At 69.8% G+C, this 25,844-nt stretch carries 21 protein-coding genes and 3 pseudogenes; 12 read left to right on the forward strand and 12 right to left on the reverse strand.

What is annotated here, in order from left to right; genetic code table 11:
• Positions 1 to 441 precede the first annotated feature (441 nt).
• The 6 genes and pseudogenes from ACSU6Z_RS22665 (at position 442) to ACSU6Z_RS22690 (ending at position 6,252) form a co-directional block, all read left to right on the forward strand.
• Positions 442 to 2,493 carry an APC family permease gene (locus ACSU6Z_RS22665; protein ID WP_437048217.1) on the forward strand — a complete coding sequence of 684 codons (2,052 nt, stop codon included), beginning with the start codon at positions 442 to 444 and terminating at the stop codon, positions 2,491 to 2,493.
• Between the two features lie 117 nt (positions 2,494 to 2,610).
• Complete coding sequence (locus tag ACSU6Z_RS22670; protein ID WP_437048218.1) at positions 2,611 to 3,939, forward strand: class I SAM-dependent RNA methyltransferase; 1,329 nt, start codon at positions 2,611 to 2,613, stop codon at positions 3,937 to 3,939.
• A gap of 328 nt (positions 3,940 to 4,267) precedes the next feature.
• A pseudogene (locus ACSU6Z_RS22675) lies at positions 4,268 to 4,428 on the forward strand (UDP-N-acetylmuramate--L-alanine ligase); the annotation flags it as partial.
• Positions 4,429 to 4,570: 142 nt separating this feature from the next.
• Positions 4,571 to 5,065, forward strand: a complete 495-nt coding sequence (locus ACSU6Z_RS22680) for a hypothetical protein (protein WP_437048219.1) — start codon at positions 4,571 to 4,573, stop codon at positions 5,063 to 5,065.
• 10 nt (positions 5,066 to 5,075) lie between these two features.
• On the forward strand, positions 5,076 to 5,666 hold the full coding sequence (locus ACSU6Z_RS22685) for an NAD(P)/FAD-dependent oxidoreductase (RefSeq protein WP_437048221.1): 591 nt from the start codon (positions 5,076 to 5,078) through the stop codon (positions 5,664 to 5,666).
• A 130-nt stretch (positions 5,667 to 5,796) separates the two neighbouring features.
• Positions 5,797 to 6,252, forward strand: coding sequence for a hypothetical protein (locus tag ACSU6Z_RS22690; RefSeq protein ID WP_437048223.1), 456 nt, complete (start codon positions 5,797 to 5,799; stop codon positions 6,250 to 6,252).
• A 55-nt stretch (positions 6,253 to 6,307) separates the two neighbouring features.
• Here ACSU6Z_RS22690 and ACSU6Z_RS22695 read toward each other — a convergent pair whose 3' ends face one another.
• From ACSU6Z_RS22695 to ACSU6Z_RS22735, 9 genes and pseudogenes are all read right to left on the reverse strand, one after another.
• On the reverse strand, positions 6,308 to 7,138 hold the full coding sequence (locus ACSU6Z_RS22695; RefSeq protein WP_437048224.1) for a transposase family protein: 831 nt from the start codon (positions 7,136 to 7,138) through the stop codon (positions 6,308 to 6,310).
• A 443-nt stretch (positions 7,139 to 7,581) separates the two neighbouring features.
• Positions 7,582 to 7,764: pseudogene (locus ACSU6Z_RS22700) on the reverse strand (RNase A-like domain-containing protein); the annotation flags it as partial.
• A 12-nt stretch (positions 7,765 to 7,776) separates the two neighbouring features.
• Positions 7,777 to 8,052: an integrase core domain-containing protein gene (locus tag ACSU6Z_RS22705; RefSeq protein ID WP_437048226.1), complete on the reverse strand. Its 276-nt coding sequence runs from the start codon at positions 8,050 to 8,052 to the stop codon at positions 7,777 to 7,779.
• Positions 8,053 to 8,278: 226 nt separating this feature from the next.
• Positions 8,279 to 8,428, reverse strand: a complete 150-nt coding sequence (locus tag ACSU6Z_RS22710) for a hypothetical protein (protein ID WP_437048228.1) — start codon at positions 8,426 to 8,428, stop codon at positions 8,279 to 8,281.
• 13 nt (positions 8,429 to 8,441) lie between these two features.
• Entirely contained in the window at positions 8,442 to 9,032 is a 591-nt protein-coding gene (locus tag ACSU6Z_RS22715) for a GTP-binding protein (RefSeq protein WP_437048229.1), read from the reverse strand.
• On the reverse strand, positions 9,019 to 9,390 hold the full coding sequence (locus ACSU6Z_RS22720; protein WP_437048232.1) for a DUF742 domain-containing protein: 372 nt from the start codon (positions 9,388 to 9,390) through the stop codon (positions 9,019 to 9,021). Before ACSU6Z_RS22720 ends, ACSU6Z_RS22715 begins: the two co-directional genes overlap by 14 nt.
• A complete protein-coding gene (locus ACSU6Z_RS22725) occupies positions 9,390 to 9,794 on the reverse strand; it encodes a roadblock/LC7 domain-containing protein (RefSeq protein WP_029382394.1) in 405 nt (134 codons plus the stop codon). The genes ACSU6Z_RS22720 and ACSU6Z_RS22725 overlap by 1 nt, the downstream gene beginning before the upstream one ends.
• Positions 9,791 to 11,992, reverse strand: a complete 2,202-nt coding sequence (locus ACSU6Z_RS22730) for a sensor histidine kinase (RefSeq protein ID WP_437050432.1) — start codon at positions 11,990 to 11,992, stop codon at positions 9,791 to 9,793. Before ACSU6Z_RS22730 ends, ACSU6Z_RS22725 begins: the two co-directional genes overlap by 4 nt.
• A 445-nt stretch (positions 11,993 to 12,437) precedes the next feature.
• Positions 12,438 to 12,557, reverse strand: a pseudogene (locus tag ACSU6Z_RS22735) (IS5/IS1182 family transposase); the annotation flags it as partial.
• Between the two features lie 128 nt (positions 12,558 to 12,685).
• Between ACSU6Z_RS22735 and ACSU6Z_RS22740 the strand changes: the two are divergent.
• A complete protein-coding gene (locus ACSU6Z_RS22740) occupies positions 12,686 to 13,423 on the forward strand; it encodes a hypothetical protein (RefSeq protein WP_437048235.1) in 738 nt (245 codons plus the stop codon).
• A gap of 784 nt (positions 13,424 to 14,207) precedes the next feature.
• Here ACSU6Z_RS22740 and ACSU6Z_RS22745 read toward each other — a convergent pair.
• The gene (locus tag ACSU6Z_RS22745; protein ID WP_437048236.1) at positions 14,208 to 15,143 is read right to left on the reverse strand and encodes an MBL fold metallo-hydrolase; all 936 of its coding nucleotides are present in this window, start codon (positions 15,141 to 15,143) and stop codon (positions 14,208 to 14,210) included.
• 11 nt (positions 15,144 to 15,154) lie between these two features.
• A complete protein-coding gene (locus tag ACSU6Z_RS22750) occupies positions 15,155 to 16,480 on the reverse strand; it encodes an MFS transporter (RefSeq protein WP_437048237.1) in 1,326 nt (441 codons plus the stop codon).
• Positions 16,481 to 16,628: 148 nt separating this feature from the next.
• Here ACSU6Z_RS22750 and ACSU6Z_RS22755 point away from each other — a divergent pair, with 148 nt between their 5' ends.
• The 3 genes from ACSU6Z_RS22755 (at position 16,629) to ACSU6Z_RS22765 (ending at position 18,985) form a co-directional block, all read left to right on the forward strand.
• Positions 16,629 to 16,835, forward strand: a complete 207-nt coding sequence (locus tag ACSU6Z_RS22755) for a hypothetical protein (RefSeq protein ID WP_399034183.1) — start codon at positions 16,629 to 16,631, stop codon at positions 16,833 to 16,835.
• A complete protein-coding gene (locus tag ACSU6Z_RS22760; protein ID WP_437048239.1) occupies positions 16,822 to 18,213 on the forward strand; it encodes an amidase in 1,392 nt (463 codons plus the stop codon). Before ACSU6Z_RS22755 ends, ACSU6Z_RS22760 begins: the two co-directional genes overlap by 14 nt.
• Before the next feature lie 142 nt (positions 18,214 to 18,355).
• The gene (locus ACSU6Z_RS22765; RefSeq protein ID WP_437048241.1) at positions 18,356 to 18,985 is read left to right on the forward strand and encodes a TetR/AcrR family transcriptional regulator; all 630 of its coding nucleotides are present in this window, start codon (positions 18,356 to 18,358) and stop codon (positions 18,983 to 18,985) included.
• A gap of 794 nt (positions 18,986 to 19,779) precedes the next feature.
• Here ACSU6Z_RS22765 and ACSU6Z_RS22770 read toward each other — a convergent pair.
• Entirely contained in the window at positions 19,780 to 21,210 is a 1,431-nt protein-coding gene (locus ACSU6Z_RS22770) for an endo-1,4-beta-xylanase (RefSeq protein ID WP_437048242.1), read from the reverse strand.
• 878 nt (positions 21,211 to 22,088) lie between these two features.
• Between ACSU6Z_RS22770 and ACSU6Z_RS22775 the strand changes: the two genes are divergently transcribed.
• On the forward strand, positions 22,089 to 23,516 hold the full coding sequence (locus tag ACSU6Z_RS22775; protein WP_437048244.1) for a non-reducing end alpha-L-arabinofuranosidase family hydrolase: 1,428 nt from the start codon (positions 22,089 to 22,091) through the stop codon (positions 23,514 to 23,516).
• A gap of 1,308 nt (positions 23,517 to 24,824) precedes the next feature.
• Complete coding sequence (locus tag ACSU6Z_RS22780) at positions 24,825 to 25,550, forward strand: glycoside hydrolase family 11 protein (protein WP_437048246.1); 726 nt, start codon at positions 24,825 to 24,827, stop codon at positions 25,548 to 25,550.
• The last annotated feature ends 294 nt before the right edge of the window (positions 25,551 to 25,844 follow it).

Below are 25,844 nucleotides of genomic sequence, written 5' to 3' on the forward strand. Positions count from 1 at the left end.
GAGGGCGTGAGGAGGCGGGCGAAGGGGATGCGGACCGTTCGAGGGGTGGGCGCGAACCTCTGAGGGGCGGGCGGGCGGCGGCCCCGTGCGATGCGGCGCGGCCGGGGCGACGGGGAGCCGGCGGGGAACACGTCGCACCGACCGTCACCTCCCGGCCGACGACCGCCGCCGCACGATGCTGCGGACACTGGCGAGAGTCAGGAATCCGAGGCCGGCGAGGGCGGCCACGGCACCGATCAGCTCCGCGGTGACGTGCATGGGACCTCCAGAGGGCCGTGCGGGCCCGGAGACGGACGAGATTTGTCATATAGGCATGACGGCCTCGCGACCTGCGGAATCCGCAGGCTCCCCGCCTCGCGAGTTCACCCGGAGGGCAGACGGCGGACGGAACAGGGGTGGCGGGTGGGCGCCCCCCCGTTCGAACGCTTACGATCCTCTGTTGTGTCCAAACTGACCGACGTGCCCAAACGGATTCTGATCGGGCGCGCACTGCGCAGTGACCGGCTGGGCGAGACGCTCCTGCCGAAGCGCATCGCACTCCCCGTCTTCGCCTCCGACCCGCTGTCCTCCGTGGCGTACGCACCCGGCGAGGTGCTGCTGGTCCTCTCGATCGCGGGCGTGTCGGCGTACCACTTCAGTCCCTGGATCGCGGTCGCGGTCGTCGTGCTGATGTTCACCGTGGTCGCCTCCTACCGCCAGAACGTGCACGCCTATCCCAGCGGCGGCGGCGACTACGAGGTGGCCAACACCAACCTCGGCCCGAAGGCGGGGCTGACGGTGGCGAGCGCGCTGCTGGTCGACTACGTCCTGACCGTCGCGGTCTCGATCTCCTCCGGCATCGAGAACCTCGGCTCCGCGATCCCGTTCGTCGTCGAGCACAAGGTCCTCTGCGCGATCGCCGTGATCCTGCTGCTGACGCTGATGAACCTGCGCGGCGTCAAGGAGTCCGGCACGCTGTTCGCCATCCCGACGTACGTCTTCGTCGCGGGCGTCTTCATCATGATCGGCTGGGGTGTCTTCCGCGCGCTGGTGCTCGACGACACCATGCGCGCGCCGACCGCCGAGTACGCCATCAAGCCCGAGCACCAGGGCCTGGCGGGCTTCGCCCTGCTCTTCCTGCTCCTGCGCGCCTTCTCCTCCGGCTGCGCCGCGCTCACCGGCGTCGAGGCCATCTCCAACGGCGTCCCGGCCTTCCGCAAGCCCAAGTCCAGGAACGCGGCGACCACGCTCGCGCTGATGGGCCTGCTCGCCGTCACCATGTTCTGCGGCATCATCGGCCTGGCCATGGCCACCAAGGTCCACATGGCCGAGAACCCCGCCGCCGATCTGTTCCGCGACGGCGTCCCGGTCGGCCCGGACTACGTCCAGCACCCGGTGATCTCCCAGGTCGCCGAGGCCGTCTTCGGCGAGGGCAGCTTCCTGTTCGTCGTGCTGGCCGCGGCCACCGCGCTCGTCCTCTTCCTCGCCGCGAACACCGCGTACAACGGCTTCCCGCTGCTCGGCTCGATCCTCGCCCAGGACCGCTACCTGCCGCGCCAGCTGCACACCCGCGGCGACCGCCTCGCCTTCTCCAACGGCATCGTGCTGCTGGCCGGCGCGGCCATGCTCCTGGTGTGGATCTACAGCGCCGACTCCACCCGCCTGATCCAGCTCTACATCGTCGGCGTGTTCGTCTCCTTCACGCTCAGCCAGATCGGCATGGTCCGCCACTGGAACCGCCACCTGGCCACCGAGAGGGACCCGGCCAAGCGCCGCCGCATGGTCCGCTCGCGGGCCATCAACGCCTTCGGCGCCTTCTTCACCGGTCTGGTGCTGGTCGTGGTCCTCGTCACCAAGTTCACGCACGGCGCGTGGGTCGCGCTGCTCGGCATGTGCATCTTCTACGCGACGATGACGGCGATCCGTAAGCACTACGACCGCGTCGCCGAGGAGATCGCGGCCCCGGAGGGCCCGCCGAGCGACGACATCGCGCGACCCTCCCGCGTCCACTCGGTGGTCCTGATCTCCAAGATCCACCGCCCGACGCTGCGCGCCCTGGCCTACGCCAAGCTGCTGCGCTCGGACACCCTGGAGGCGCTCAGCGTCAACGTCGACCCGGCGGAGACCAGGGCGCTGCGCGAGGAGTGGGAGCGGCGCGGCATCGACGTACCGCTGAAGGTGCTGGACTCGCCCTACCGCGAGATCACGCGGCCCGTCATCGAGTACGTCAAGGGCCTGCGCAAGGAATCGCCGCGCGACGCGGTGTCCGTGATCATCCCCGAGTACGTGGTCGGCCACTGGTACGAGCACCTGCTGCACAACCAGAGCGCCCTCAGGCTCAAGGGCCGCCTGCTGTTCACGCCGGGCGTCATGGTGACCTCGGTGCCGTACCAGCTGCAGTCCTCCGAGGCGGCCAAGCGGCGGGCGCGCAGGCAGCAGGAGTGGAGCGCGCCCGGATCGGTCCGGCGGGGCCCGGCCCAGGAGCGGGCGAAGGAGTCCTCGCCGTCCACGTAGACTGGTGGGCTGGTGTCCGTCCGGACCCCTGTCCCCGTTCCCGTTCCCGTCCCTTTTCCCGTTCCTTCCGTGTTCCCCCCGTGTTCGCGCCGGATCTCGTACTGGAGTCGCCCCGCCATGCAGGCAGAAGAGAAGAAGTCGCTGGTGGGTGAGGAGTACGAGGTCGAGATCGGCCCCTTCGCCCACGGCGGTCACTGCATCGCCCGTACCGCCGCCGGCCAGGTGCTGTTCGTCCGGCACGCGCTGCCCGGCGAGCGGGTCGTGGCCCGCGTCACCGAGGGCGAGGAGGGGGCCCGCTTCCTGCGCGCGGACGCGGTGCGGATCCTCCAGGCGTCCAAGGACCGCGTCGAGGCTCCCTGCCCCTTCGCCGGCCCCGGCCGCTGCGGCGGCTGCGACTGGCAGCACGCCAAGCCGGGCGCCCAGCGCCGCCTCAAGGCCGACGTGATCGCCGAGCAGCTGCAGCGGCTCGCGGGCCTCACCCCCGAGGACGTGGGCTGGGACGGCACGGTGATGCCGGCCGAGGGCGACAAGGTGCCCGCCGGCCAGGTCCCGGCGTGGCGCACGCGCGTGCAGTACGCCGTGGACGCCGAGGGGCGCGCGGGCCTGCGCCGGCACCGCTCGCACGAGGTCCAGCCGATCGACCACTGCATGATCGCCGCTCCCGGCGTCTCCGAACTGGGCATCGAGAAGCACGACTGGGCCGGGATGGAGTCCGTCGAGGCGATCGCGGCGACCGGCTCCCAGGACCGCCAGGTCGTCCTCACCCCGAGGCCCGGTGCCCGGCTGCCGCTCGTCGAACTGGACCGCCCGGTCTCCGTGCTGCGGGTCGACGAGAAGTCCGGCGGCATCCACCGCGTGCACGGCCGCCCCTTCGTCCGCGAGCGCGCGGACGGCCGCACGCACCGCGTCGGCGCCAGCGGCTTCTGGCAGGTCCACCCGAAGGCCGCCGACACCCTGGTGACGGCCGTCATGCAGGGCCTGCTGCCCCGCAAGGGCGACACCGCCCTCGACCTGTACTGCGGCGTGGGCCTGTTCGCGGGCGCGCTGGCCGACCGCGTCGGCGAGAAGGGCGCGGTGCTCGGCATCGAGTCCGGCAAGCGCGCGGTGGAGGACGCCCGGCACAACCTCGCCGACTTCCCCCGCGTCCGCATCGAACAGGGCAAGGTCGAGTCCGTCCTGCCGCGCACCGGCATCACGGAGGTCGACCTCGTCGTCCTGGACCCGCCGCGCGCGGGAGCGGGCCGCAAGACGGTCGCGCACCTGTCGTCGCTGGGGGCGCGGAGGATCGCGTACGTGGCCTGCGACCCGGCGGCGCTCGCGCGGGACCTGGCGTACTTCCGGGACGGGGGGTACCGGGTGCGGACGCTGCGGGCGTTCGATCTGTTCCCGATGACGCATCATGTGGAGTGCGTCGCCATCCTTGAACCTGCCGCGAAGGGTTCCTGACCTGCGGTTTTGTGCGTGCGTATTATGTGCGGTGTGGGCGTTACGGGCGATATCTTGACGCTGAAATGACGCTCGTGACGCTCATTTGACGCTCGTTCTGATGGTGCGTCACCTGGCTGATCGTGCAGGTCACGCTGGCTGGGAGGCGCGTTCCCGCGGACTGGTTTTGCGGGAGCCTGAAGAAAAATTCGCTGGGTTCCGGCGCCGCTGATTGCGGCGGCAGGCGCGCTGCCGCCTTTCTCAGGCGGGCCGGGCGTCTGGCGGTGCGGCTGCTCAGTACGTGGGGTCGGCCGTAGAGGCTCCAGCCGCGCAGGAACGGCTTGAGGTCCTCGTCCTCGACGTCTACCCGGCCCGTGAGGGCCCGATCCCCGGTGTCACCAGCGAGCTGATCATTGAGGTGGCCCGGGTCGCGGGCGCCGACGTGACCCCCGTGCACGACAAGGTGAGGTCGCTTCCGCCGTTGCGGGAATGGCGAAGCCCGGTGATCTCGGATGTGCTGCTCCAGGGCGGTCAGGTGGCCCTGGAGTCGCTGCTGCCGGGCTTTCTGGCGCAGTTGCGGGAGGCGGGGGCGCCCGCGTGGGCATGCCGTCGGACCTGGTGCTTGTGGCAGAGCGGCCGGTGACTGCGCCGGGTGCCCGCGTCGACGTACATCTACACCGGTTCCCGCGCCCAGCTGGAGGCGCTGGTGCGGCGGAGAGTGCTGGCCAACCCGCTGATCAGTGTCGTGGAGGGGGCCGATGTCGTGGGGCTGCTCGGTGACGCCTCCCGCGTGCGGGGCGTGCTGCTGCGGGACTGCTCCGGCGACGCCCGCGGGGAGCAACGGGCCCTGGAGGCCGACCTGGTGGTCGACGCCTCCGGCAGCGGCACGAAGGCTCCGCAGTGGCTGACGGCGATTGGTGCCGAGGGCCCGTACGAGGAGACCATCGACACCGGTTTCGCCTACGCCTCCCGCGTCTACCGGGGCAGGGACGGCGTCCTCGACGGCGAGACACTCGGCTACTACGTCTATCCCGGCCCCGAGCAACTTCCCCGAGCAACTTCACGGCGGTGGTGCGCTGCCGCTGGAGGACGGCAGCCATCTGGTCGTCGTCTCGGGGCTGCGCGGCGACGAACCGCCCACCGGTGACGCCGAGTTCGTGGCGTACACCAGGCGGCTCGGGCATCCGCTCCTGGACCGGTGGCTCATGGACGCCGAACCGCTGTCCGCGGCGATGGGCTACCGGCGGACCACGAACGTCCGCTGCCGCTACGACCTGCCCGGCCGCCGCCCGGCCGGGTTCCTCGCCATCGGCGACGCGCTGTGCACCTTCAACCCGATCTACGGGCAGAGCATGTCCAGCGCCGCGATGAGCGCGGTCGCCCTGGGTGAGGCGCTGGCCGACCGGCGCCGGACGCCCACGACGCGGCGCGTGCAGCGGGCGCTTCTCACGGCGTCCCGGCAGGCGTGGGACATCTCCGCCGGGGCGGACCGCCCGATGTCGGGCGCGATCGGCACCGCGCTCGACGGTGGGCCTGTCGACCGGGTCGCCGGCTGGTATCTGCGGCGGGTCCAGGAGCGGTCGCCGGGCGACCCTGTCGTGGGGCGTGCCTTCCGCGCCGTCCTCACCCTCTCCGAGCCCGTGACCGCCCTGTTGGTCCCGCCCGTGGCCCGGGCCGTCCTCTTCGGACCGCCCGCGCCGACGCCCGCCGAGCCGCACGAGGCACCGGAGCAGAGACCGGGGGACTGAGGCCCTCCGGTGAGGCCCTCCAGCGAGCCTTCCAACGAGGCCTTCCGGCGAGGCCCGGCAGGCGCGGCGTGCGGGAAGCCGTCGAGCTAGTGGTCTAGACCTTACGCGCTTGGTCGGGCATGATCGGGTCATGGAGAAACCGCACCTGCCAACCACCGAGTCCGCCGTCGTCGCGATCCGCGAACTCGCGGTGGAGTTCGAACTGACCATGTCGGTCACCGACGACATCGGCGCGGACCAGACGTCACGGCGTACGTCGGCCGAGCTCTTCTCGGTGTTCGACCCCGGCGGCTCGCTGCCGCACGAGGCGTACGTGGAGCTGGCGGGGTCGCCCGAGGTGAGCGTCCGGCTCTTCCCCGAGGACGACGCGAGGATCACCGTCGACGGGGTCGAGTTCCATGATGTCCCCCGGGACTCCGTCCCCGCCTTCCTCCGGTCCGTCTACGGCGGACTCGCCCGCACCAAGGGGCGGCTGTTTCCCCCCGGCCAGTGGCTCGTCGTGCCGCTGCCCGGGGACGAGACGTACAAGGAACTGATCGTGGACCCCAACCTGACGCCCTGGCTGGCCCGGAGTGCGCGAGGCTAACGAGCTCGTGCACGGTAGGCAGGGAGGCGTCGAGAATCGCGGCGGGGCTCGGCGTTCACATCGGTCGTGCTGATGTCAGGTCCGCGGTCTGCTGGTGGGACAGCAGACCGGCGACGGCCTGGACGGCGTGACTCATGTGCTCGCGGCGGCCGAGGTGGCGAGTCAAAACACGCCAGTTCTTCAAGTGGGCGATGCCATGCTCGACCCGGATCCGCCTCGAGGAGTGCGCCTTGCGCTGGCGCTCGTACATCTCCTCGTACCAGTCCGGAGCATTCTTCTTGAACTTGCGGTGGGGTGGTGTGATCACCCGGCCGCCGGTCTGGGCGCCCAGGCCCTGATAGCCGGCATCGGCAAGGATCTCAACCACGGGTCCGTCGGCCAGGAGTTTGACCAGCCCGAGCTGGCGGGCATGGCTGATGTCCGCGCAGCTGCCGGGCCTGGCCGGGCTGCAGAACAACAGCCGCCCGTCCTCGTCGGTGACCACCATGGTCTTGACCGCGTTCTGCTTGTTCTTGCCGGAGATGAACGCATCCCGGTCCTTGCATCCGGCGGCCGGCCGGCGGACCCGAATCTCGGTGCCGTCGATGATCCCGGTCTTCCCGCTGACACCGAGGTGATCGATGACCTCGGCCAGAGTCCGTAGTCGAAGGCCAGGGCTCACCGTGCATCCTCGCTCGACGAGCAGCGGTCGCACCTCGCCGATGGCGCGGGTGATGGTGGAGCGGTCCACTCCGAACCAGCAGGCCAGCAGGTCGTGCGTGACCCCGTGTCGGAGGTGCACGAGGGTGGCCAGGAGCCGGTCGACGAACACCAACCGGGTGCTTCGCACCCGCGCCCACTGCACGCTTCCGCGGCCGGGACGCAAGCTTGGCCTGGTGCCGTTCATGCCACAACGGGCCCAGCTCAGAAACGAGTTAAGCGATCACGTCGGCCGACAGGCCCGTGATCCTCCGGTCGCTGATGATCGCTGCACGAGATGCGTTCCCCACCACACGACCATGATCGACGATCAGGAGCCCGACGCCTCCCTGCCTACCGCGCACGAGCTCGTTAGGTCGTCATGACGCTCGTTTGACGCTCTGGGCGTCCGTGCGCAGGACAGCGAGCCGAGAAAGAGGCTTTGACCTGGCCCTTTCCGAGACTCGCTCAGGCCGACATCTTTCCGATGACGCACCACGTGGAGTGCGTGGCAATTCTCGAACCTGTGGGCAAGCCGTCTTGACCTGCGGTTTTGTTGTCCGGGTCGGTTGCTCGACCTGTTTCCCCCGTGCAGCAGCCTGAGCGGACGGATCGACCTTCGTTACTTCGCTGACCTGCGAATTCGTGAGCGCGGCGCAGCACCACGCGCGCCGCACGGACACCGACGGATCCGCGTCCGGCCAGCAGGTCGCCCTCCCGCTGTACTCGGCCCACGGGCTCCTCGCGGGACGGCCAGGCGGCCTCGGCGGTGAGGCGGGCCCGGGTGTTCCGGGCGAGCCAGCGGTGGACGGCCAGTTCGTTCGCGGTCACCACCTGCTGGGTGGTTCACTGGGCGGTCTCCCGCTTGGGCGCCTGGGGCCGGTGGTGCCGGGCCTCGAATTCTTCGGGTGGGAGGCGTCTGGTGTCGTACCAGCCGACCCACCGGACGACGGCACGTTCGACCTGGTCAGCGTCTCGCCAGGGCCCTCGGTGCTCGATCAGCTCGGCTTTGAAGGAGCCGTTGAGGGTCTCGGCCACCGCGTTGTCGTGACTGTCGGTGACAGAGCCGACCGACGCGGTCGGGCCGGCCTCGATCAGGCGCTCGCCGTAGCGAATGGGCACCTGTTGACCGGGTTCAACCAGTTGTGGCAACACTCCTGATCAGAGAGGTGTGTTGTGGGACGTCCAACAGGTTGGACGACGGAGTTGACGGGTCGGTCACCGAAGAAGTCGCCGGGACGGCCGTCGACTCGGCGCGTACTTCCGGGGTGCAGGCGTCAGAGCTGTGCTTCCCGTCTGCCGGATCAACCATGCCCGGCTTCAGGACCGCTACGAACACCGGCTCGGCTCAGTCCGGGCCGTGCCGCGAGAGGCGTTCCTCGACGACGGCCGGTTCGAGTACGAGGACGACGGCTGGTACCGGCTGACATTCCTCGACGGCCGACGCGGCGGCGGCCTGGACCGGGTCTACGGCCGCGGTCGTGAACCTCCACGCCACGTGGCGGCCGAAGTCAGTCGGCCGCCGCGGCCCCGGCTTTGGCGATGAGCATGTCCAGAAGCGAGAGCAGCGCACCGCGCGCGTCGTCACGGGAGCGGGCATCGATCAAGTGGAGGGGTGTGTTCGGGTCACGCAGATGCAGCGCCGCCCTGATCTCCTCGGCGGTGTAGGGCTGTTCGCCGTGGAAACAGTTGGCGGCGACCACGAACGGAAGCCCTCGGTTCTCGAAGAAGTCGACGGCCGGGAAACTGCGGTCGAGGCGTCGTGTGTCGACAAGGACGATCGCCCCGAGTGCCCCGTTCAGCAGGTCGTCCCACATGAACCAGAAGCGCTCCTGGCCAGGTGTGCCGAACAGGTAGAGCACGACCTGTGCGTCGGTGAGGGTGATGCGGCCGAAGTCCATCGCGACGGTGGTAACCGTCTTGGACTCGATGCCGTCGAGGTCATCGACACCGACGCCCGCGCTCGTCAGCCGCTCCTCGGTGCGCAGCGGCTCGATCTCGGAGACCGTCTCGACCAGGGTCGTCTTGCCGACGCCGAATCCCCCAGCGATGAGGATCTTGACGGGGTTCGCTTCCGGGGCAGGGGTGTCATATCCGGGCAAGGTTGTCCCTGATTCTCATGAGCAGGTGGACATTGGTGGTCTCGTTTCCTTCCAGGGGTGGCCGGTGCTCGATCAGCCCCCGATCGGCGAGTTCGCCGAGGAGAAGCGTCATGGGAGTGAGGCGGATGTGCATGCGCGCCGCGATCTCGGCGACCGCCAGGCCGCCCGGAGACGAGCACATCGCGAGGATGGCCTGCCACTCGCTGGGCAGGCCGCGGTGGCCGTCCGCGACGGCCACCGCCGTGATCGTGGTGTCCATGGTGAGGGCGGTGTGTGCAGCCGCCGTACGTCCGTCGGTCAGCGCGTACAGCCGCGTCCGGCGGTGGCCTCCCTCCCGCGGCCCGGGCTCGTCCGCCATTACGACCGCTGCGCCTGGCCGCGTTCAGGCGTGCTCAGCCACTCACCGAGCGCCTGAGCGGTACGCACGGCTTCACCGCCCAGCTCCCCCAGCCGCGCCTTGCGGGAGGTCACCACGATGAGCGTGCTGCCCTCCCCGCACCCGACGATGCAGAGATAGCTGTCGTCCATCTCGACCAGCTGGCGGATCACCCGGCCGCCGTTGACCTCCCTGGATATCGCCTTCATCGTGGAGGCGATGCCGGAGGACGCGGCGGCTATGCGCTCCGCCTGGTCCCGTTCCAGCTGGTACGAGCTGAGCTTGATCCCGTCGTTGGACAGGAGTACGGCTCCCTGGATGCCGGCGATCCTGCTCAGGTTGTTGTCCAGGACGCTGTAGATCATGTCGTTCGTTGTCGTCGTCATGGCTGATCCTGTCGGAGTTCTTCTTCCACTGTCTGAGTCCCGCGTTCGTAGTCCGCCCAGGCGTCAGCCACTTCTTCGGGTGTCGCCGTGTCCTGAGCGACGGCAGTCTCCGGTGCGTGTGGCGCGCGGAGCTGCTCGGCGATGTGAGCCTGCGGGACCCGTTCGGGGAGGGCCGGCTTCGCGTCACCGCCCCGTGTCGCGGAAAGGACCGGCGGCCTACTCCTCACCGGCCGCTCGGGCGAGCGCTCCGGCGTCCTGCGGCCGGCCGCCCCGGTCTTCGCGTGCAGGACCAGCTCGGGCTTGCGCTTGTCGAGCGGGCCCGGTGCCGGGGCGGGCGTCGCCGCCGCGCGCGGCGCTTCCTTTCCCGCCTGGAGCGGTTCGGTCGGCACAAGGAGTTCCCTGGGAAGGATCACCACGGCCGACGTCCCCCCGTATACCGAGCGGCGCAGCGTCACTGTGGCCCCGAGCTGTTCGGCGAGGTGGCCGACCACGAAGAGTCCGAGCCGGTGCGCGTTCTCCGCCAGGACGGAATACGGCGGGGCCGAGCGCAGACGCCTGTTCATCTCCTCGTAGGTCGCGGCGGTCACCCGAGGCCCGCGGTCCTCGATGTCGACCGACAGCCCGTCTGTCACCAGTTCGGCACGGACGACTACCTTCGACTGCGGCGGGGAGAACCGGGTGGCGTTGTCGAGGAGTTCTGCCAGGAGGTGGCTGATCTCGCTGATCGCCCGCGGTACCACGCTGATCTCGTCCAGGGCATGGCGCTCGATCCGCCGGAAGTCCTCGACTTCCGCGGCGGCTTCGCGCAGCAGGTCGGCGACGCGCATGGGCTCGGTGTGCGGATCGGGGATCTCCCCACCTGCCAGGATGAGCAGGTTCTCGATCTGCCGCCGCATACCCACCGTCAACTGGTCGGACCGCATCAACCCGGCGAGAAGCTCCTCGTTGTGTCCGAAGGCGTCCTGCAGTTCGTCGGTGAGGGTCAACTGCCGGCTGACCAGGTTTCCGGTGCGCGAGGCGATGCCCGCGGCGAACATGCCGAAGCCCTGACGCTCGGCCGCGAGCCGCGCATGCCCGTCGACGGACACGGAGACGACCCTGGCGAACGCGTCGCTGATACGTCCGACCTCGTCCCGGTCTCCGCTCACCGAGGGCAGCGCATCGTCGTCGACGGGCTGCCCGCGCTGGAGCCGGGAAACGACATCCGGCAGCGTGTCCTCAGCAATGGCCACCGTACGTCGGTGCAGACCGCGCAGGCGGCGGAGCACGGAGCGCGTGGTGAGCACGATGACGGCCGCGACGGCAAAGACGGCTGCGCCGTTTCCGACGATCAGCCAGATGACCTCGTTCTCCAGCTGCGTGGCCTTGGCGTCGGCGTGCACGAGCAGTGCTCGTCCCTGTTTCGCGTCAAGCGCGGCAAGGCGCGACGCGAACTCGTCATACGCGGCCTGCCAGGCGTCGGCTTCCTCGGGCAGCTCGATCCCGGACGCGGTGTTCTGGTGGTCGGAGATGACCGCGTTCTCGATACGGACCTTCGTCTTCCAGCCGTCCGAGGCGAAGACCTGGTCGTAGGCCGCTTTGTCCTCGGCCGTCAGATACGGCGCGACCCACTCGTCGTACTGGTACCGCTGGGATCCGACGGAGTTGACGAATTCGGCGAACCCGGAAGGGCTCAGACGCCTGGACGGCCCGGCCATGGCGAGGATGGTGGTCTCGCGTGCCACCATCTCGGACACCGTGAACACCGTGACGACCAGGCCGCTCTCCTGGATGAGCTCGGCGTCTTCCGCATGGCTGAACTCGTTCTGATACACCCGGATGATGCGGTCGACGAGGCCGGAGTAGTAGCCGATCGTCCGATCCGCGTCCCCGCTGCGGGCGTCCGCGCGCTCGCGGAACGCGGCCAGGTCCGCGAGGCTGCGCTTCAGCTCCGCGACGTAATGATCGTCCTCGCGCCCGGTCGCCGCCAGAGCTCCGTCCGCCGCCCGGCGGTACTCGTCCGCGGCCCGGTCCGTGGCCGCGCGCTGCTCGCGCAGCTCTTTTTCGGACACGGAGCCGCTCGCCCACCGTGTGGCGGTCATCGTCCGCTCAGCCTGCAGTTCGACCATCAGCCTGGTCAGGGGTCCATCGGTCCGCTCACCGACTGCCACATCAGCGCGTAGTTGCTTCGACTGGTGTACCAGCGGCTGTGCGGTCATGACCACTTGGACACTCATCGCCAGAATGGGGACGATTGCCAGCCAAATGAGCAGCGTACGCAGGCGCAGAGTGCGTCGCCGACGGGCCGTCGGCTGCTCTCGTGTGCCTTCGGGTTCTATGGGAGACATCAGTCCTCGGGGAGCGGGAAACCAGGGGGGACGACCCGACCGCCGAGACTAGACGCAACCTTGGGTTCAGGGCTGGGGGAAAGTCCGGTTCGGCTTTGGCGCGACGTGAGGTACCGATCATAACCGGCCATGCCGGAGAAACGGAGAGATGACTTCCGTTGGTCACATGTGGTAAAGGCGACGGAGCATTGCACATCGGGTGTTGGCGTTCACCTGACGCCTGGGCGCAGGCGTGCTCGTGCAGACGGGGCCACCCGCTCTCCCGGCCGCACGTCTTGGACCCCGGCCGCACGTCTTGGACCGACCGGCACATGGGTCACCAGAGGCGTCGGGTGATGGGCCGGCCATCCGAGCGGTAACGGCGCGTCGATCGTCGGACGAGCATGCGGAGCGTGACGAGAGCGGCGGCGAGGCGGAGGGAGAAGTCCGCGTCTCGCCGACCCGGAGCAGACCGGCCCCCTGCTGGAGGGCTGGTCCCGGTTCGCCGTACGCCACCTGCTCGACGAGACCGACGCCCCGCGCCGCGGTTCGCAGACCCGACACCTCGAACCGCGGCTGTACGACATGCCCTGGCTGGCCCGCTTCTTCCTCGACCGGCACCGGGCGCACGGCCGGGAAGAGGACCTGGAGCGCGCCGCCCGCATCGTCGAGCGCCGCTTCGACCTGGGCGGTGCCACCCACCTGTCCATCGACGACTCCCCGACCACGACCGCCCTCTGCGACAGCCTCGACGCCGCCGGCCGGAGCGCCCGCGCCGGACGGTTGCGCGACCTGCTGGTCGACAGCGCCCGCCGGTTCGCGCGCATGGGACGGCAGCTGCCCGCCCACGAGGTCAGCTACGAGCAGGCGATCGTCGCCCCGCTGCTGGACCTCCTCAGCGACGCCCACGCCCTGACCGGCGACGCCGTCCTCCACGACGCGATCGAGGAACGGCTGCCCTGGCTGCCGGCCTTCGGCGGCCCCCAGCCCCACGCACGCCTGCACGGCATCGCCATCCGCCACTGGGACGGCTACTGGTTCGGCCGGAACCGGCTCTGGGGCGACGTCTTCCCCCACTACTGGAGCACCCTGACCGCCACGACCCTGCTGCGCCTCCCGGCCACCCTGCGCACTCCCGACACCGACCGCCTCGCCGAGACGATCTTCCGCGCCAACATGGCCAACTACCACGAGGACGGCTCGGCCACCTGCGCCTTCGTCATGCCCTCCACCGTCGACGGCCGCCCCGCCCACATCGCCGACCCCCTCGCCAACGACCAGGACTGGCACCTGGCCCTGTGGCTGCGCCACCACGACGCCTGAGTGACACCGGGGCATGACGCGCCCGACACTCGTAGGCGCGGCACCCGCCGGGCAACGGCTCGATGAGTCCGAGGGAGCGTCGATGTTGCCGCGACGACGAGCCAGGTGCACAACGGTGGTCAGCTCGGGTGGTGGTGGGGGCTGGCGCCTGTGACGCTCGTTTGACGCTCCGGGCCCCCGTGCCCGACCCCTGAAACCGGGAAGGCAGTCCTGACCTGGGTTTTCTTGGCCTTGCTTCGGCCGACACCTTTTCGATGACGCATCACGTGGAGCGCGGGGCGATCCTTGGGACTGCTGCAAAGGACGTCTGACCTGCGGTTGCGCGGCCCAGGTGGGTCGCGCGGCCTGTTTTCCTCCGTACGGCGGGCCGGGCAGACCCACTGCTTGTTCAAACTCATCTGACCTGCGGTTACAAGGTGTGGCGGGGGTCGTACGAATGATGTCGGCGACGTGCATTCATCATTGTTGACGCTCGGATGACGCTCGATTCGTGAGACTGAAGCAGGGCCGCGTTGCTCGGCCGGCGATGGGCGAATGGGGCCGGCAGGTTGCCCTCGTTCGCGACGCGTCGGCGTGACCGTCGCCCGCGAGGGACAGCCGACAGCCGGCTTACGCAAAGGGCGCAAGCCGGTGATCGGTCATGACGTCGTCCGGTTCCGTCGGTGACGACGGAGCGCATGCCGGAGGAGTCCCACAGCCGCTCCCGGGCCGTCCGGTCGCGGACGCCCAGGACGTCACCCGCACGGACTCGGTGCGCGGCACGTCCCGGGTGCTCCGATCCGCTTCAGCCGCCGATGGGCGTTATTGCTGAGGGAGCCGGGACCAGTCGGTACCCGCCGTCCTCGCGCAGCACGTGTCCGGCGGTCGGCGGCGGGAAGTGGCTCCCGAGCAGGAGAGTTGACGTACCGGCCAGTGAGCCGAGCATCTGGTTCCGGGTCCTGGCCGCGAGTTCGGGAGCGACGTCCACACAGCTGCAGAGCTCCGGATGCGCCATCTGGACCGGGTGGTGGATGCTGTCGCCGGTGACCAACGCGGTCTCGCCACGGCTGCTCAGTTCCACCGCTACCTGCCCCGGGGTGTGGCCGGGAGTGGGCAGCAGACGGATGCCCGGCGCGACGTCCGTGCCCTCGTCCGCGACATCGATGAGGTCGAGCAGACCTGCTTCCCGGACGGGATGGACCGAGTCCCGGAACATCTGCCGACGCGCCTCCTCCATGTCGACACCCGCCCAGTAGTCCCACTCGGTGCGTGAGGTGAGATAGCGCGCGTTCGGGAAGGTGGGCACCCAGGCGTCGCCCTCGGCACGCGTGTTCCACCCCACGTGGTCGGCGTGGAGGTGGGTCAGGACCACGAGGTCAACGCTCTCCGGCGCGAAGTCCACCGCCCGTAGCCGTGCTTCGTAGTCGCTGTTCAGGTTGTGCCAGGCGGGGTTGGCGCGCTGCTTCCCGTTTCCGATGCCGGTGTCCACCAGCACCCGCATGCCGTCCACCTCGACGGCGAAGCTGTGGCTCGCCAGGCGCAGGACGCCTTGTTCGTCGGCGAATTCGGGGTTCAGCCAGGGAGTCCGGCTCACGAGGTCGGTGGTTGCCCCCGGCAGCAGCCACGGACCGGTCTGGGCGGGCAGGACCACTTCGTCGATGCGTCGTACGGTGTGGCTGCCCACCGTCCAGGAAGAGGCGGGGGGAGTGGGGGACTCGGTCGTTTGTGATGAGGTGGGCACGGCGACTTTCCTTACCTGTTACGGGTCGCGAGGACGGAGATGTCGGGAGCGGGTGTGTCGGGTGAGACGGATGTGCAGTTGCTCGTCGCCGGGCGGGAGCGGGTGTCCGGGGACGGTGTCCGGCGCCGACTGCGCAGCGGCGCGGTCAGCGTCGCGACTGCGACGGTCGCCAGTACGGCCACGCAGCCGGCATAGGCCAGTGCTGCCGCACGCAGCCCGAAGCCGGCGGTGAGGGCGCCGGCGCCGATGGCGGGCAGACTCATCGCCAGGTAGCTGAGTACGTGAGAGGAGGCGAGCGTGCCGCCCTTCTCCCGGGCCGGGACCGAGTCGACGACCGCGCGCAGCGCACCCTGGGAGACGGCTCCGAAGCCGAACCCGGCCAGCGCCGCCCCGGCGAAGAGAAGTACGGGGCCGGCGATATGGAGGGCACCCAGGGTCAGGACGGCCGCCGGGATCACCGCGCAGCTCCCGAGAAGAGCGGAGACGTCGGCACGCATCCTGCGCGTGAAGTACACCGTCGGGGCGGCGACGGCCGTCAGCGTGAAGAAGACCATGCCGCCGGCGTATTCGGGTCCGCCGGGGGAGATGAGCCGTGTGAAGCCCGGTCCCAGGGACGAGTAGAAGCCGCCGAGTGCCCAGACGGCGACGACGCCGGCGCCGTTGAGCAGGAGAGCGTGGGCGGCCGCCGACGGCAGCGCCAGGTGGGGCCGCATCGAGCGCAGTGCTCCGGGACGGCGGCGGACGGTCTCGGGCGTCGAGACAAGGGCGATGGCCTGCGCGGCGAACACGGCGATCAGGGCCGCGTACACCGTGATCGTCGGAACGGGGGCGAAGCGCACCATGAGGGTGGCTGCCAGGACGCCGGCCGCCATGCCCGTCACCGGCGCGATGCTGTTGGCCAGAGCGGGGCGACCCGGCCGGGCGGGGTCTTCCAGGTCGAGGAGAGCCGCACCTGCCGCGCTGGTCGCCGCGCCGGTCGCGATGCCCTGCAGCACGCGGGCGCCGATCAGGGTGGTCAGGCCGCCGGCCGTCGCGAACAGTGCCATGGAGGCGATCTGGACCGCGAGCGCGCCCAGGAGCACGGGGCGGCGTCCGACATGGTCGGAAAGGGTCCCGGTCGTCAGCAGTGCGATCAGGAGCGCCAGAGCGTAGGCGCTGAAGACCACGGTGATGTCGAGGGACGACAACTGCCACCGAGCCTGGTAGTGGGGGTACAGCGGGGCCGGCGCGCTGGATGCGGCGAGCAGCGCGATCAGGATCGAGGCGTGCAATGCGAACGGCAGGCGCCCGGATGGGGAGGTGCGGGGAGGCGCGGGGCCCGCGGGGACGCTCTGCATGAGGGTCCTTCCCGTGCTAAAAGCGATTGGTTTGCTTTAAGGCACCGTAGGTCCTACGATCGACTAAAGCAAATAATTCGCGTTTACGGCGGCCGGAGGTCCTGCATCAGCCCCGGCCCGTCGCGCCGCACAGATCCGGAAGGAAGCCATGGCCAGCGAACTCACCCCCCAAGAGGCAGCCCGAGGGGCGCTGCGGGCGGGGCTCCCCCTCGAGGACGGCCGACATGAAGGAGTGGCCATGACGGCCAACTACATCCACTCCGTGATCAGCACGTTGCGCGAGCTCGATTTCGGCGAGATCCCTCCCGCGTCCTCCTACCGAGCCGGACAGGGGGACGCCGATGCAACCGTTTGAGCTGTCGCTGACCGAAGCCTCCCGTGCGGTGCGCACACGGGAGCTGTCCCCCGTCGAACTCACCGAATCGGTGCTCGCCCGTATTGCCGCCGTCGAGGGACGGCTGGGCGCCTACGTCACCGTCGCCGCCGACGCGGCCCTGGCCGCAGCGGTCCGCGCCGAACGGGAGATCTCCGGAAGCGGACCGCGCGGGCCGCTGCACGGGATCCCCATGGCGCTCAAGGATCTGATCGACGCGGAGGGGATACCCACCACGGCGAGCTCGCACGTCCGGGCAGGGCACGTGGCGGAACGCGACAGCCGGGTGGCCGAACGGCTCGGCGCCGCCGGGGCCGTCCTCCTGGGCAAGACGCACACGCACGAGTTCGCCTACGGCCTGACCACTCCGCAGACGAAGAACGCCTGGGACCACAGCCGGGTCGCGGGCGGGTCGAGCGGCGGCTCGGCGGTGGCTGTCGCCGCCGGCGGGGCGACGTTCGCCATGGGCACGGACACGGGCGGTTCCATCCGGGTCCCCGCGGCCCTGAACGGCGTGGTGGGCCTCAAGCCGACCTACGGCCTGGTCCCACGCACAGGCGTGACCTCGCTGTCCTGGTCCCTGGACCACGTGGGCCCTCTCACCCGCACCGTCCAGGACGCCGCGCTGGTGCTGTCGGCGACCGCCGGCCACGACCCGCGCGACCCGGCGAGCGTGTCCGGCCCGATGCCGGACCGCTTCCCGGGAGACGACCTGCGAGGACTGAGGGTCGGCGTACCGCGGAACCACTACTTCGACCGGGTCGCGCCCGAGGTCGAGGAGTCCGTACGTGGCGCGATCGAGCGGCTGGCGGAGCTGGGGGCGGAGCTCGTCGACGTCGAGATCCCGATGGCGCGTTACATCCAGGCCGTCCAGTGGGGGCTGATGGTTCCCGAGGCCACCGCCTACCACGAGCGGTCGCTGCGGGCCACCCCCGACCTGTACGCGGCGGACGTTCGCATCCTGCTGGAGGCCGGCGAGCTCACCTCTGCGGGCGACTACCTCCGCGCCCAGCGGGCCCGCACCATGATGCGGGACGCCTGGGCTCGCATGTTCGACGGAATCGACGTCCTCGCCGCGCCGACGGTGCCGATGACCGCCGCCGAGGCGGGGCAGGAAGCCGTCGAGTGGGCCGATGGCACGACCGAGGCCGTGTCGGACAGCTACGTCCGCCTCTGTGCCCCAGCCAACATCACCGGCGTCCCGGCCCTCACCCTGCCGGTCGGTCACGACCGCGCCGGACTGCCGATCGGTATGCAGCTGATGGCGCGCCCCTTCCACGACGCGACGGTGCTCCGTGTGGGCCGGGTCTACGAGGAGTCGGCGGCCGGCGCGGGGCGGCTTGCTCCCCTCGCTGCCTGAGGGAAGGCGGACGTTTCGGCCGGCATGCGGTCGCGTCGCTGCAGGGGCGTCCGCCGTGCTGGGGCGCCCGGATGCGCAGCCCCGCGGGTCGCCGGTGCCGGCCGCCGCCTAGAAGCAACAAAATCGCATTAAGGTGGATCGCATGAGTCCCAGGCCCATGGTCCGCCCCGGCGGGCGCAGCGCACGCGTACAGGAGTCCGTCCATGCGGCGGTACGTGAACTCGTGGAGGAGGTGGGCCGCGACGCGCTCACGGTCCCGATGGTGGCCACTCGGGCGGGCGTGACCCCCTCCACGATCTACCGTCGTTGGGGCGACCTGCAGGAGCTCCTGTCAGACGTGGCCGTCGAACGACTGCGCCCGGAAACGGATCCGGCCGATCTCGGAAGCCTGCGGGCCGATCTCGAGGCATGGGCGGAACAGTTCGTCGACGAGATGGCCTCGCCGTCCGGGCGCGCCTACATCCGGGACGCCCTGCTCGGCGGCCCCGACGGGACCAATGCCGGTCAGTGTTCGGCGTATGCCGCGGAGCAGATCGACGTCATGCTGGCCCGTGCGGTGCAGCGGGGGGAGCCGGTGCCCGGGACGGAACTGCTGATCGACCGTGTCGTGGCGCCGATCATGTACCGCATCCTCTTCCGCCCTGGCCGACTGGACGCCGCATACGCGCGCGAGCTCGTGACGAACGCCGTGTACGCCCAGCAGACCGAGGCCGGTGCTCGCCCCACCCAGGCCGCCGCCCCTCGGCGCTCGAAGAAGAACCCCGGCAACTGACCGCTTCACTCATCGGGCGGTCTGGCCGCTGGCCGTGGAGACCGAGCGGCCGGCCGTACCGGCAGGGGTTCTGAGATCCCGGCAACGACCGACCAGGACGTGGCCCTTGGGCGTGACGCCCGCTTGACGCCCCGTGCGCACGAAGGGCCCTTCGGCGGAGTAGAAAACGGCTCCTGACCTGGCGTTATGCGGGATCCATCCTGCCGGGACATCCTTCCGATGACGCACCACGTGGAGTGCGTGGCGATTCTGGAGCCTGCGGCAAGGGCGCCCGACCTGTTGTCGCGTGGGCGGGGACGATCGACGGCGAGTCGAGTCCATCTGTTCCCGGGAGTCCACCGCGTGGAGCGTGCCGCAGTTCCCGCCACGTGTCTCATCCACGGCTTCGCGCACGGGCACGGGGCGGGAGCGCTCCGTCCCACCTTTACGGAAGGCGGCCGGGAACGTCTCGACGCTCGCCGGCCGCTGATGTGACGGGGGCGTCGTGACGCTCGCCCGGTCGGTTGTCGGCCCTGGCCGGGCGCCTCGTCGATGCCGAGGCCGAGTGAGGCGTCGGGGGTTGCCGAGTCGCACGTACACCGGCTGACCCGCGCGCCGTCGGTGGTGGGCGCGCCGGAGGTCTCCGGTGCCTTGCCGTTGTCGCGATCGACCAGGACGTACCAGGCATGGGTGTCCACCGTCGCCGCCTCGGCGGGCGCCGGATCCATCGCGGCGAACATGCCGATTGCGAGGGTCGCCGCCACCAGGGCGGCGACCCGGGACCATCGGCGATGTCTGGTTTGTGGCAGGTCCCGTCAGGTGCGGGTCCAGCGTTGGTTGCTGCCGTTCGAGCAGGAGTAGAGCTGGATCAGGGTTCCGTTGGCGGTGCCGCCCGCGACGGTGTCGAGGCAGAGGCCGGATTGGACGCCGACGATGGATCCGTCGGAGTTGAGGCGCCATTTCTGGTTGTCGCCGCCCCAGCAGCTGTAGATCTGGACCTTGGCGCCGTTGCCGGTGCCGGCGGCGTCCAGGCACTTGTTGCCGTAGACCCTGAGCTCGCCGGCGTTGGTGTACGTCCACTGCTGGTTGGTGCCGCTGTGGCAGTCCCACAGTTGGAGCTGGGTGCCATCAGCGGTGCTGGTGCCGGGCACGTCCAGGCAGCGGCCCGAACCGACGCCCTTGATCTGTCCGGAATCCGCGGGGGGCGTGGTGGAGCCGCCGTTGAGCGCGTTGAGGACGGCGGTGTAGGCGGGCTTCTTGCTGCCGTCGCCGTTGAACAGCAGCGGCGTGTCCCCGGACCGCCAGGAGTCGGTGTCGCGGACCCCCCAGACGGTGATGCCGAGGCAGCGCGGGACGGCCAGGCAGTCGTTGACCACGCTGGCGTAGGTCGAGGCCGGGGCGCCCTGGATGTCGAGTTCGGTGATGGCCACGTCGACGCCGAGGGCGGCGAAGTTCTGCAGGGTGGTACGGAAGTTGCTGTTGTAGGGGCTGCCGCTGTTGAAGTGCGCCTGGAAGCCGACGCAGTCGATCGGCACGCCGCGCTGCTTGAAGTCCCGGACCATGGCGTACATGGCCTGGGTCTTGGCCCAGGTCCAGTTCTCGACGTTGTAGTCGTTGTAGCAGAGCTTGGCCGCCGGGTCGGCGGCGCGCGCGGTGCGGAAGGCGACCTCGATCCAGTCGTTGCCGGTGCGCTGCAGGTTGGAGTCGCGCCGGGCGCCCGAACTGCCGTCGGCGAAGGCCTCGTTCACGACGTCCCACTGGGCGATCTTGCCCTTGTAGTGGGCCATCACGCCGTTGATGTGGTCGATCATCGCCTGGCGCAGTTGGCTGCCGCTGAGGCTCTGCATCCAGCCGGGCTGCTGGGAGTGCCAGGCCAGGGTGTGGCCGCGCACCTGCTTGCCGTTCTGCACCGCCCAGTTGTAGACGCGGTCGGCGGCGGTGAAGTTGAACTGGCCCCGCTGCGGTTCGGTGGCGTCGATCTTCATCTCGTTCTCGGCCGTCACCGAGTTGAACTCACGGTTCGCGATCGTCGTGTACGTCGAGTCGCTCAGCCTGCCCGAGGCGATGGCGGTGCCGAAGTAGCGGCCGCTCTGCGCCGCCGCGGCGCCGAGCGTGCTCTCGGCGGCGTGTGCTCCCGGCGGCGCGACCAGTGCGGTGACCACACCGAGGACGCCGACGACCAGCGCCAACAGCAGGCCGCGGATCCTCCGGCGGACAACGGGTCTGGGAAGGGCGTACGAGCCCATGACTGTGCCTCCAAGGTGGAAATCACGGAAGGGCCGAAGCGCAGGGGGGTGCGTCGTCCGCTCCGCTTCGGCAGGCGGACGGGACGGGCCGGAGCCCGGGCGGCACGGGATCACCCCTGGTGCGAACCTCACCGGGACGAAACGGGGTGACGCGGGTGCTTTGGTGCGCGGGTCCGTGGTGCGGTCGTGCGTGGTTCTGCCGTGCGGCACGGATGGCCCAAGGCCGGTGCGGTTCGAAAGATCGAGCTGGGGCCGGTTTCTCCGACAGGAATGATTGAGGTGTTGACGATGCGCCGTCAACACTTCTACAGGAAAAGTTTCTGTCCCTTGTTCGAAACCTTCGGAATCCCGGTGGGCCGAACGGCACCCCTCGGCTCCGCCATGGGCGAGTCGTGAGGGGCTGTTTGTGGACGGATCGGCGACCGCGGTGAGTCACTCGACCTGCCGGCCGGGTCTCGTGGTCGCGGGCAGGGCGGCTGTGGCCGCCTCCGCTCCGGCGCCAAGTGTGCGAAGCTCGGCCGTTTGCCGGTGTGACGTGCGACGTTTCGCGCGTGGATTCCCGCAAATGTTTCGACGTCGATGGCGACACATGCGAAAGGTATTGACGCCGTTCACCGGCTCCCTATCATTCTGGGTGCTCGATACTTCGGCCTCTGTTCGATATAACGAACGCATCTGGTCGCTCCATCACACAGCAGGACAAATTCCCGTGACGCCGCCCGAGCGCAGACCGCAAGGGCCCGTACCCATACGTATGTCATGGACCCGCCAATCTGCCGTCGCGCTCTCGGGCCGCCGCACACCGCACCGCACCGACAGTCCGGACACCCTCTGACGAGGCCGGCCGGAACCGCTCACTCAAGGTTGAGGAAGTCCCCATGCACAGAGGAAGTTTGAGCCGCAGGCATCCGTCTGCGGTGCTCGCCGCCGTGGTCGCGGCCCTGGCCGCGTTGGCGGCGCTGCTCGTCGCCACCACTCCGGCTCAGGCGGCCACCAGTGGCGCCTTGCGCGGTGCAGGTTCGGGCCGGTGCCTCGATGTGCCGGGCGCCGTCCAGACCGACGGCACGTACCTGCAGATCTACGACTGCTGGAACGGAACCAACCAGCAGTGGACGTTGACGGACGCCAACCAGCTGACCGTGTACGGCAACAAGTGCCTGGATGTTCCGGGCCACGCGACCACGGCCGGTACCCGGGTGCAGATCTGGTCCTGTTCCGGCGGTGCGAACCAGCAGTGGCGGGTACATTCCGACGGCACGGTCGTCGGCGTGGAGTCCGGGCTGTGCCTGGAGGCCGCGGGCGCCGGCACGGCCAACGGCACGGCGGTGCAGCTGTGGACGTGCAACGGCGGCAGCAACCAGAAGTGGACCGGTCTGACCGGGACGCCGTCGACGGGCGGCACGTGTTCTCTTCCGTCGAGGTACCGGTGGTCCTCGACGGGTGTGCTGGCGCAGCCGGCGAACGGGTGGGACGCGGTGAAGGACTTCACCACCGTGACGCACAACGGCAGGCACCTGGTCTACGCGTCGAACTTCTCGGGATCGTCGTACGGCTCGATGATGTTCAGCCCCTTCAAGAACTGGTCGGACATGGCGTCGGCCGGCCAGACCGGGATGAACCAGGCCGCGGTGGCGCCCACGCTGTTCTACTTCGCGCCCAAGAAGATCTGGGTGCTGGCGTACCAGTGGGGTGCGTGGCCCTTCATCTACCGCACGTCGAGCGACCCCACCAACCCCAACGGCTGGTCCTCCCCGCAGCCGCTGTTCACCGGGAGCATCTCCGACTCCGACACCGGCCCGATCGACCAGACCCTGATCGCCGACGACCGGAACATGTACCTGTTCTTCGCCGGTGACAACGGCAAGATCTACCGGGCGAGCATGCCGATCGGGAACTTCCCGGGCAATTTCGGCTCGTCGTACACGACGATCATGAGCGATACGAAGGCCAACCTCTTCGAGGGCGTACAGGTCTACAAGGTCCAGGGCCAGAACCAGTACCTCATGATCGTCGAGGCGATGGGCGCGAACGGGCGCTACTTCCGCTCCTTCACGGCCTCCAGCCTGAACGGGTCGTGGACCCCGCAGGCCGCCAGCGAGAGCAACCCCTTCGCGGGCAAGGCCAACAGCGGCGCCACCTGGACCAACGACATCAGCCACGGTGACCTGGTCCGCAACAACCCCGACCAGACCATGACCATCGACCCCTGTAACCTGCAGTTCCTCTACCAGGGCAAGGACCCCAACGCGGGCGGCGAGTACAACCGACTGCCGTGGCGGCCGGGCGTCCTCACCCTGCAGCGCTGACCTTCCCGATCCACGGTGACCGTGAGGTGGTGTGGTCCGCGGGCGTGTGGGCGAGTGGTTCACGGCGGGGCCGGTTCCACCTGCTGACCGACACCACCGCCTCGAGGAACCCCGGCCGCGCGGCGGCCGGGGTTCCTCCCGCCTCCCGGTGCGGACTCGCGGGAGCGCCGCTCGGAGCGGTTCGCGACCGGGCAGCCGTCGTACTCGATCCTGGTCCGCGGCGCGCCCCAGGTCCGCTCCGGCCTGGCGGGCGTCTGACGGGCTGTCAGTGACCTCGCGCCCGGGCCGAGAAGGCGCGGCGTTCCGGCGGGCGACCCCGGTCGCCCGCCGGAGTCGCGCGCTTACCGCCGGGAGGGGGCGGGGGATGCCGGCGGCCTCGTCGGTGCCGCCCGTGCCGTGGCCGTTGCTGCGCCGCAACGTGCTCGGCACCATCTCCGGCGTCAACCGGGCCACCGCGGAAGCGACCGCCCTGCAGCAGGGGCGAGGGGTGTATCCGGTGGCGCGGCCGGTTGTGTCGGGGAGCCGGCGCATGCGTGTGGGGGAGTGGAGGAAGGCGGTGCCGCCGCTGACCTCCGGATGTGGGAAGCGTTTCGTGAACCGTCTTTCGAAGGGGTCGACGGCGTGCGGGCCGCGTAGCCGGACCGTGCGGTGGAACGCGCGCCGGGAGCCCCGTGAGGGGGTGGGGCAGGTCGCGGTGGAAGGGATGGCACTGTCCCGGCCGGTCCGCTGAGGCCGGCGGCGGGTGGTGTGCCCGCTCGTCCCGGTAGCCGCCCCGCAGTCGAGGGAGCCGGAGGTCCGTCAGGGCGGGGCTGAGGGATTCGGGGGTCCGGGTGCGGCACCGCACCTCGACGCAGGCGGCGGTCGCGGATGTCGCCGCGTCGTACGCGGTGACTCATGCCGGGCTGTTCGTGCGCAGTCGTTCCCGGTGGGCCGCCACAATCGCGTCCACACCCGATCGAAAGTTTCGAATGTCGCACACATGCTTGCGGTGCCTCCTTCCCTTGCCTCACTCCATCCCTCGCAACGGTTCGCGTCATAGATGGCTTGACCAGCGAAGATGTATTCGCCGAGACCCCTTCGGTGAGGGAAGTGTTTCCGAAAGGTTGCCGAAAGTATTGACAGGGTCATGGCGCTCTACGAAAACTGTGGCACCGAACGACAGGAGGCCGTCGTTCCCCTCGCGTCATGTGACCGGGGACGGCGGCCGGTCGTTGCGGCGCGACGACGGGCGATTCCCGCCGTGTTCCTTGCAAGGCCGCAGGCGGCAGAAACCGGCCGCCCCCCCACCAGCCTTCATCGGGAGGACGCATGCAGCAGGACGGCACGCAGCAGGACCAGATCCAGCAGAACCCCGCTCCCTTCGGCGGCTTGAGCCGACGAGGCTTCCTCGGCGGCGCCGGCACGGTCGCGCTCGCCACCGCGTCCGGGCTGCTGTTGCCCGGCACCGCCCACGCCGCCACCACCATCACCACCAACCAGACCGGTTACGACGGCATGTACTACTCGTTCTGGACCGACGGCGGCGGCTCCGTCTCCATGACGCTCAACGGCGGCGGCAGTTACAGCACCCGGTGGACCAACTGCGGCAACTTCGTCGCCGGCAAGGGCTGGAGCACCGGCGGGCGCAGGACGGTCCGCTACACCGGCTACTTCAACCCGTCGGGCAACGGCTACGGCTGCCTCTACGGCTGGACGTCGAACCCGCTGGTGGAGTACTACATCGTCGACAACTGGGGCAGCTACCGGCCCACCGGCGAGTACAGGGGCACCGTCTACAGCGACGGCGGCACGTACGACATCTACAAGACGACGCGGTACAACGCCCCCTCCGTCGAGGGCACCCGCACCTTCGACCAGTACTGGAGCGTCCGGCAGTCGAAGGTGACCAGTGGCTCCGGCACCATCACCACCGGCAACCACTTCGACGCCTGGGCGCGCGCGGGCATGAACATGGGCCAGTTCAGGTACTACATGATCATGGCCACCGAGGGTTACCAGAGCAGCGGGAGCTCGAACATCACGGTCAGCGGCTGACCTCCGTCCGGCGAACAACCGGTGGCGGGATCCGTCCTCGTGGCGGATCCCGCCACCGTGGCGAACTCGCCACCGCGGTGAGGGCCCCGGCCTTCGGCCGGGGGAGGGCCGGCCGGTTCGGCAAGAGGGGCACCGTCCGACCTGGGGTGCCGGGGCGACGGTGTGGTCTTCCCACTCCCGCACGAGGAGAGGCCGAGCGCCTCCACGGCTGGGGCTGGCCCTACGACGGCGAAGGCAACCGCACCGTCACCCTCCTCGTCGCCGAACTCGCCGCGAACGCGGTCCGGCACGGCG

The organism is Streptomyces sp. enrichment culture, from assembly GCF_964273145.1.
GTDB lineage: Bacteria > Actinomycetota > Actinomycetes > Streptomycetales > Streptomycetaceae > Streptomyces.

What these genes read in the sequence shown, in the direction of transcription:
- ACSU6Z_RS22670 (WP_437048218.1), top strand. Translation starts at nt 2,611, where the DNA reads ATGCAGGCAGAAGAGAAGAAGTCGCTGGTGGGTGAGGAGTACGAGGTC.
- ACSU6Z_RS22690 (WP_437048223.1), top strand. Translation starts at nt 5,797, where the DNA reads ATGGAGAAACCGCACCTGCCAACCACCGAGTCCGCCGTCGTCGCGATC.
- ACSU6Z_RS22695 (WP_437048224.1), bottom strand. Translation starts at nt 7,138, where the DNA reads ATGAACGGCACCAGGCCAAGCTTGCGTCCCGGCCGCGGAAGCGTGCAG.
- ACSU6Z_RS22720 (WP_437048232.1), bottom strand. Translation starts at nt 9,390, where the DNA reads ATGGCGGACGAGCCCGGGCCGCGGGAGGGAGGCCACCGCCGGACGCGG.
- ACSU6Z_RS22725 (WP_029382394.1), bottom strand. Translation starts at nt 9,794, where the DNA reads ATGACGACGACAACGAACGACATGATCTACAGCGTCCTGGACAACAAC.
- ACSU6Z_RS22730 (WP_437050432.1), bottom strand. Translation starts at nt 11,992, where the DNA reads ATGACCGCACAGCCGCTGGTACACCAGTCGAAGCAACTACGCGCTGAT.
- ACSU6Z_RS22740 (WP_437048235.1), top strand. Translation starts at nt 12,686, where the DNA reads ATGCCCTGGCTGGCCCGCTTCTTCCTCGACCGGCACCGGGCGCACGGC.
- ACSU6Z_RS22750 (WP_437048237.1), bottom strand. Translation starts at nt 16,480, where the DNA reads ATGCAGAGCGTCCCCGCGGGCCCCGCGCCTCCCCGCACCTCCCCATCC.
- ACSU6Z_RS22755 (WP_399034183.1), top strand. Translation starts at nt 16,629, where the DNA reads ATGGCCAGCGAACTCACCCCCCAAGAGGCAGCCCGAGGGGCGCTGCGG.
- ACSU6Z_RS22760 (WP_437048239.1), top strand. Translation starts at nt 16,822, where the DNA reads ATGCAACCGTTTGAGCTGTCGCTGACCGAAGCCTCCCGTGCGGTGCGC.
- ACSU6Z_RS22765 (WP_437048241.1), top strand. Translation starts at nt 18,356, where the DNA reads ATGAGTCCCAGGCCCATGGTCCGCCCCGGCGGGCGCAGCGCACGCGTA.
- ACSU6Z_RS22770 (WP_437048242.1), bottom strand. Translation starts at nt 21,210, where the DNA reads ATGGGCTCGTACGCCCTTCCCAGACCCGTTGTCCGCCGGAGGATCCGC.
- ACSU6Z_RS22775 (WP_437048244.1), top strand. Translation starts at nt 22,089, where the DNA reads ATGCACAGAGGAAGTTTGAGCCGCAGGCATCCGTCTGCGGTGCTCGCC.
- ACSU6Z_RS22780 (WP_437048246.1), top strand. Translation starts at nt 24,825, where the DNA reads ATGCAGCAGGACGGCACGCAGCAGGACCAGATCCAGCAGAACCCCGCT.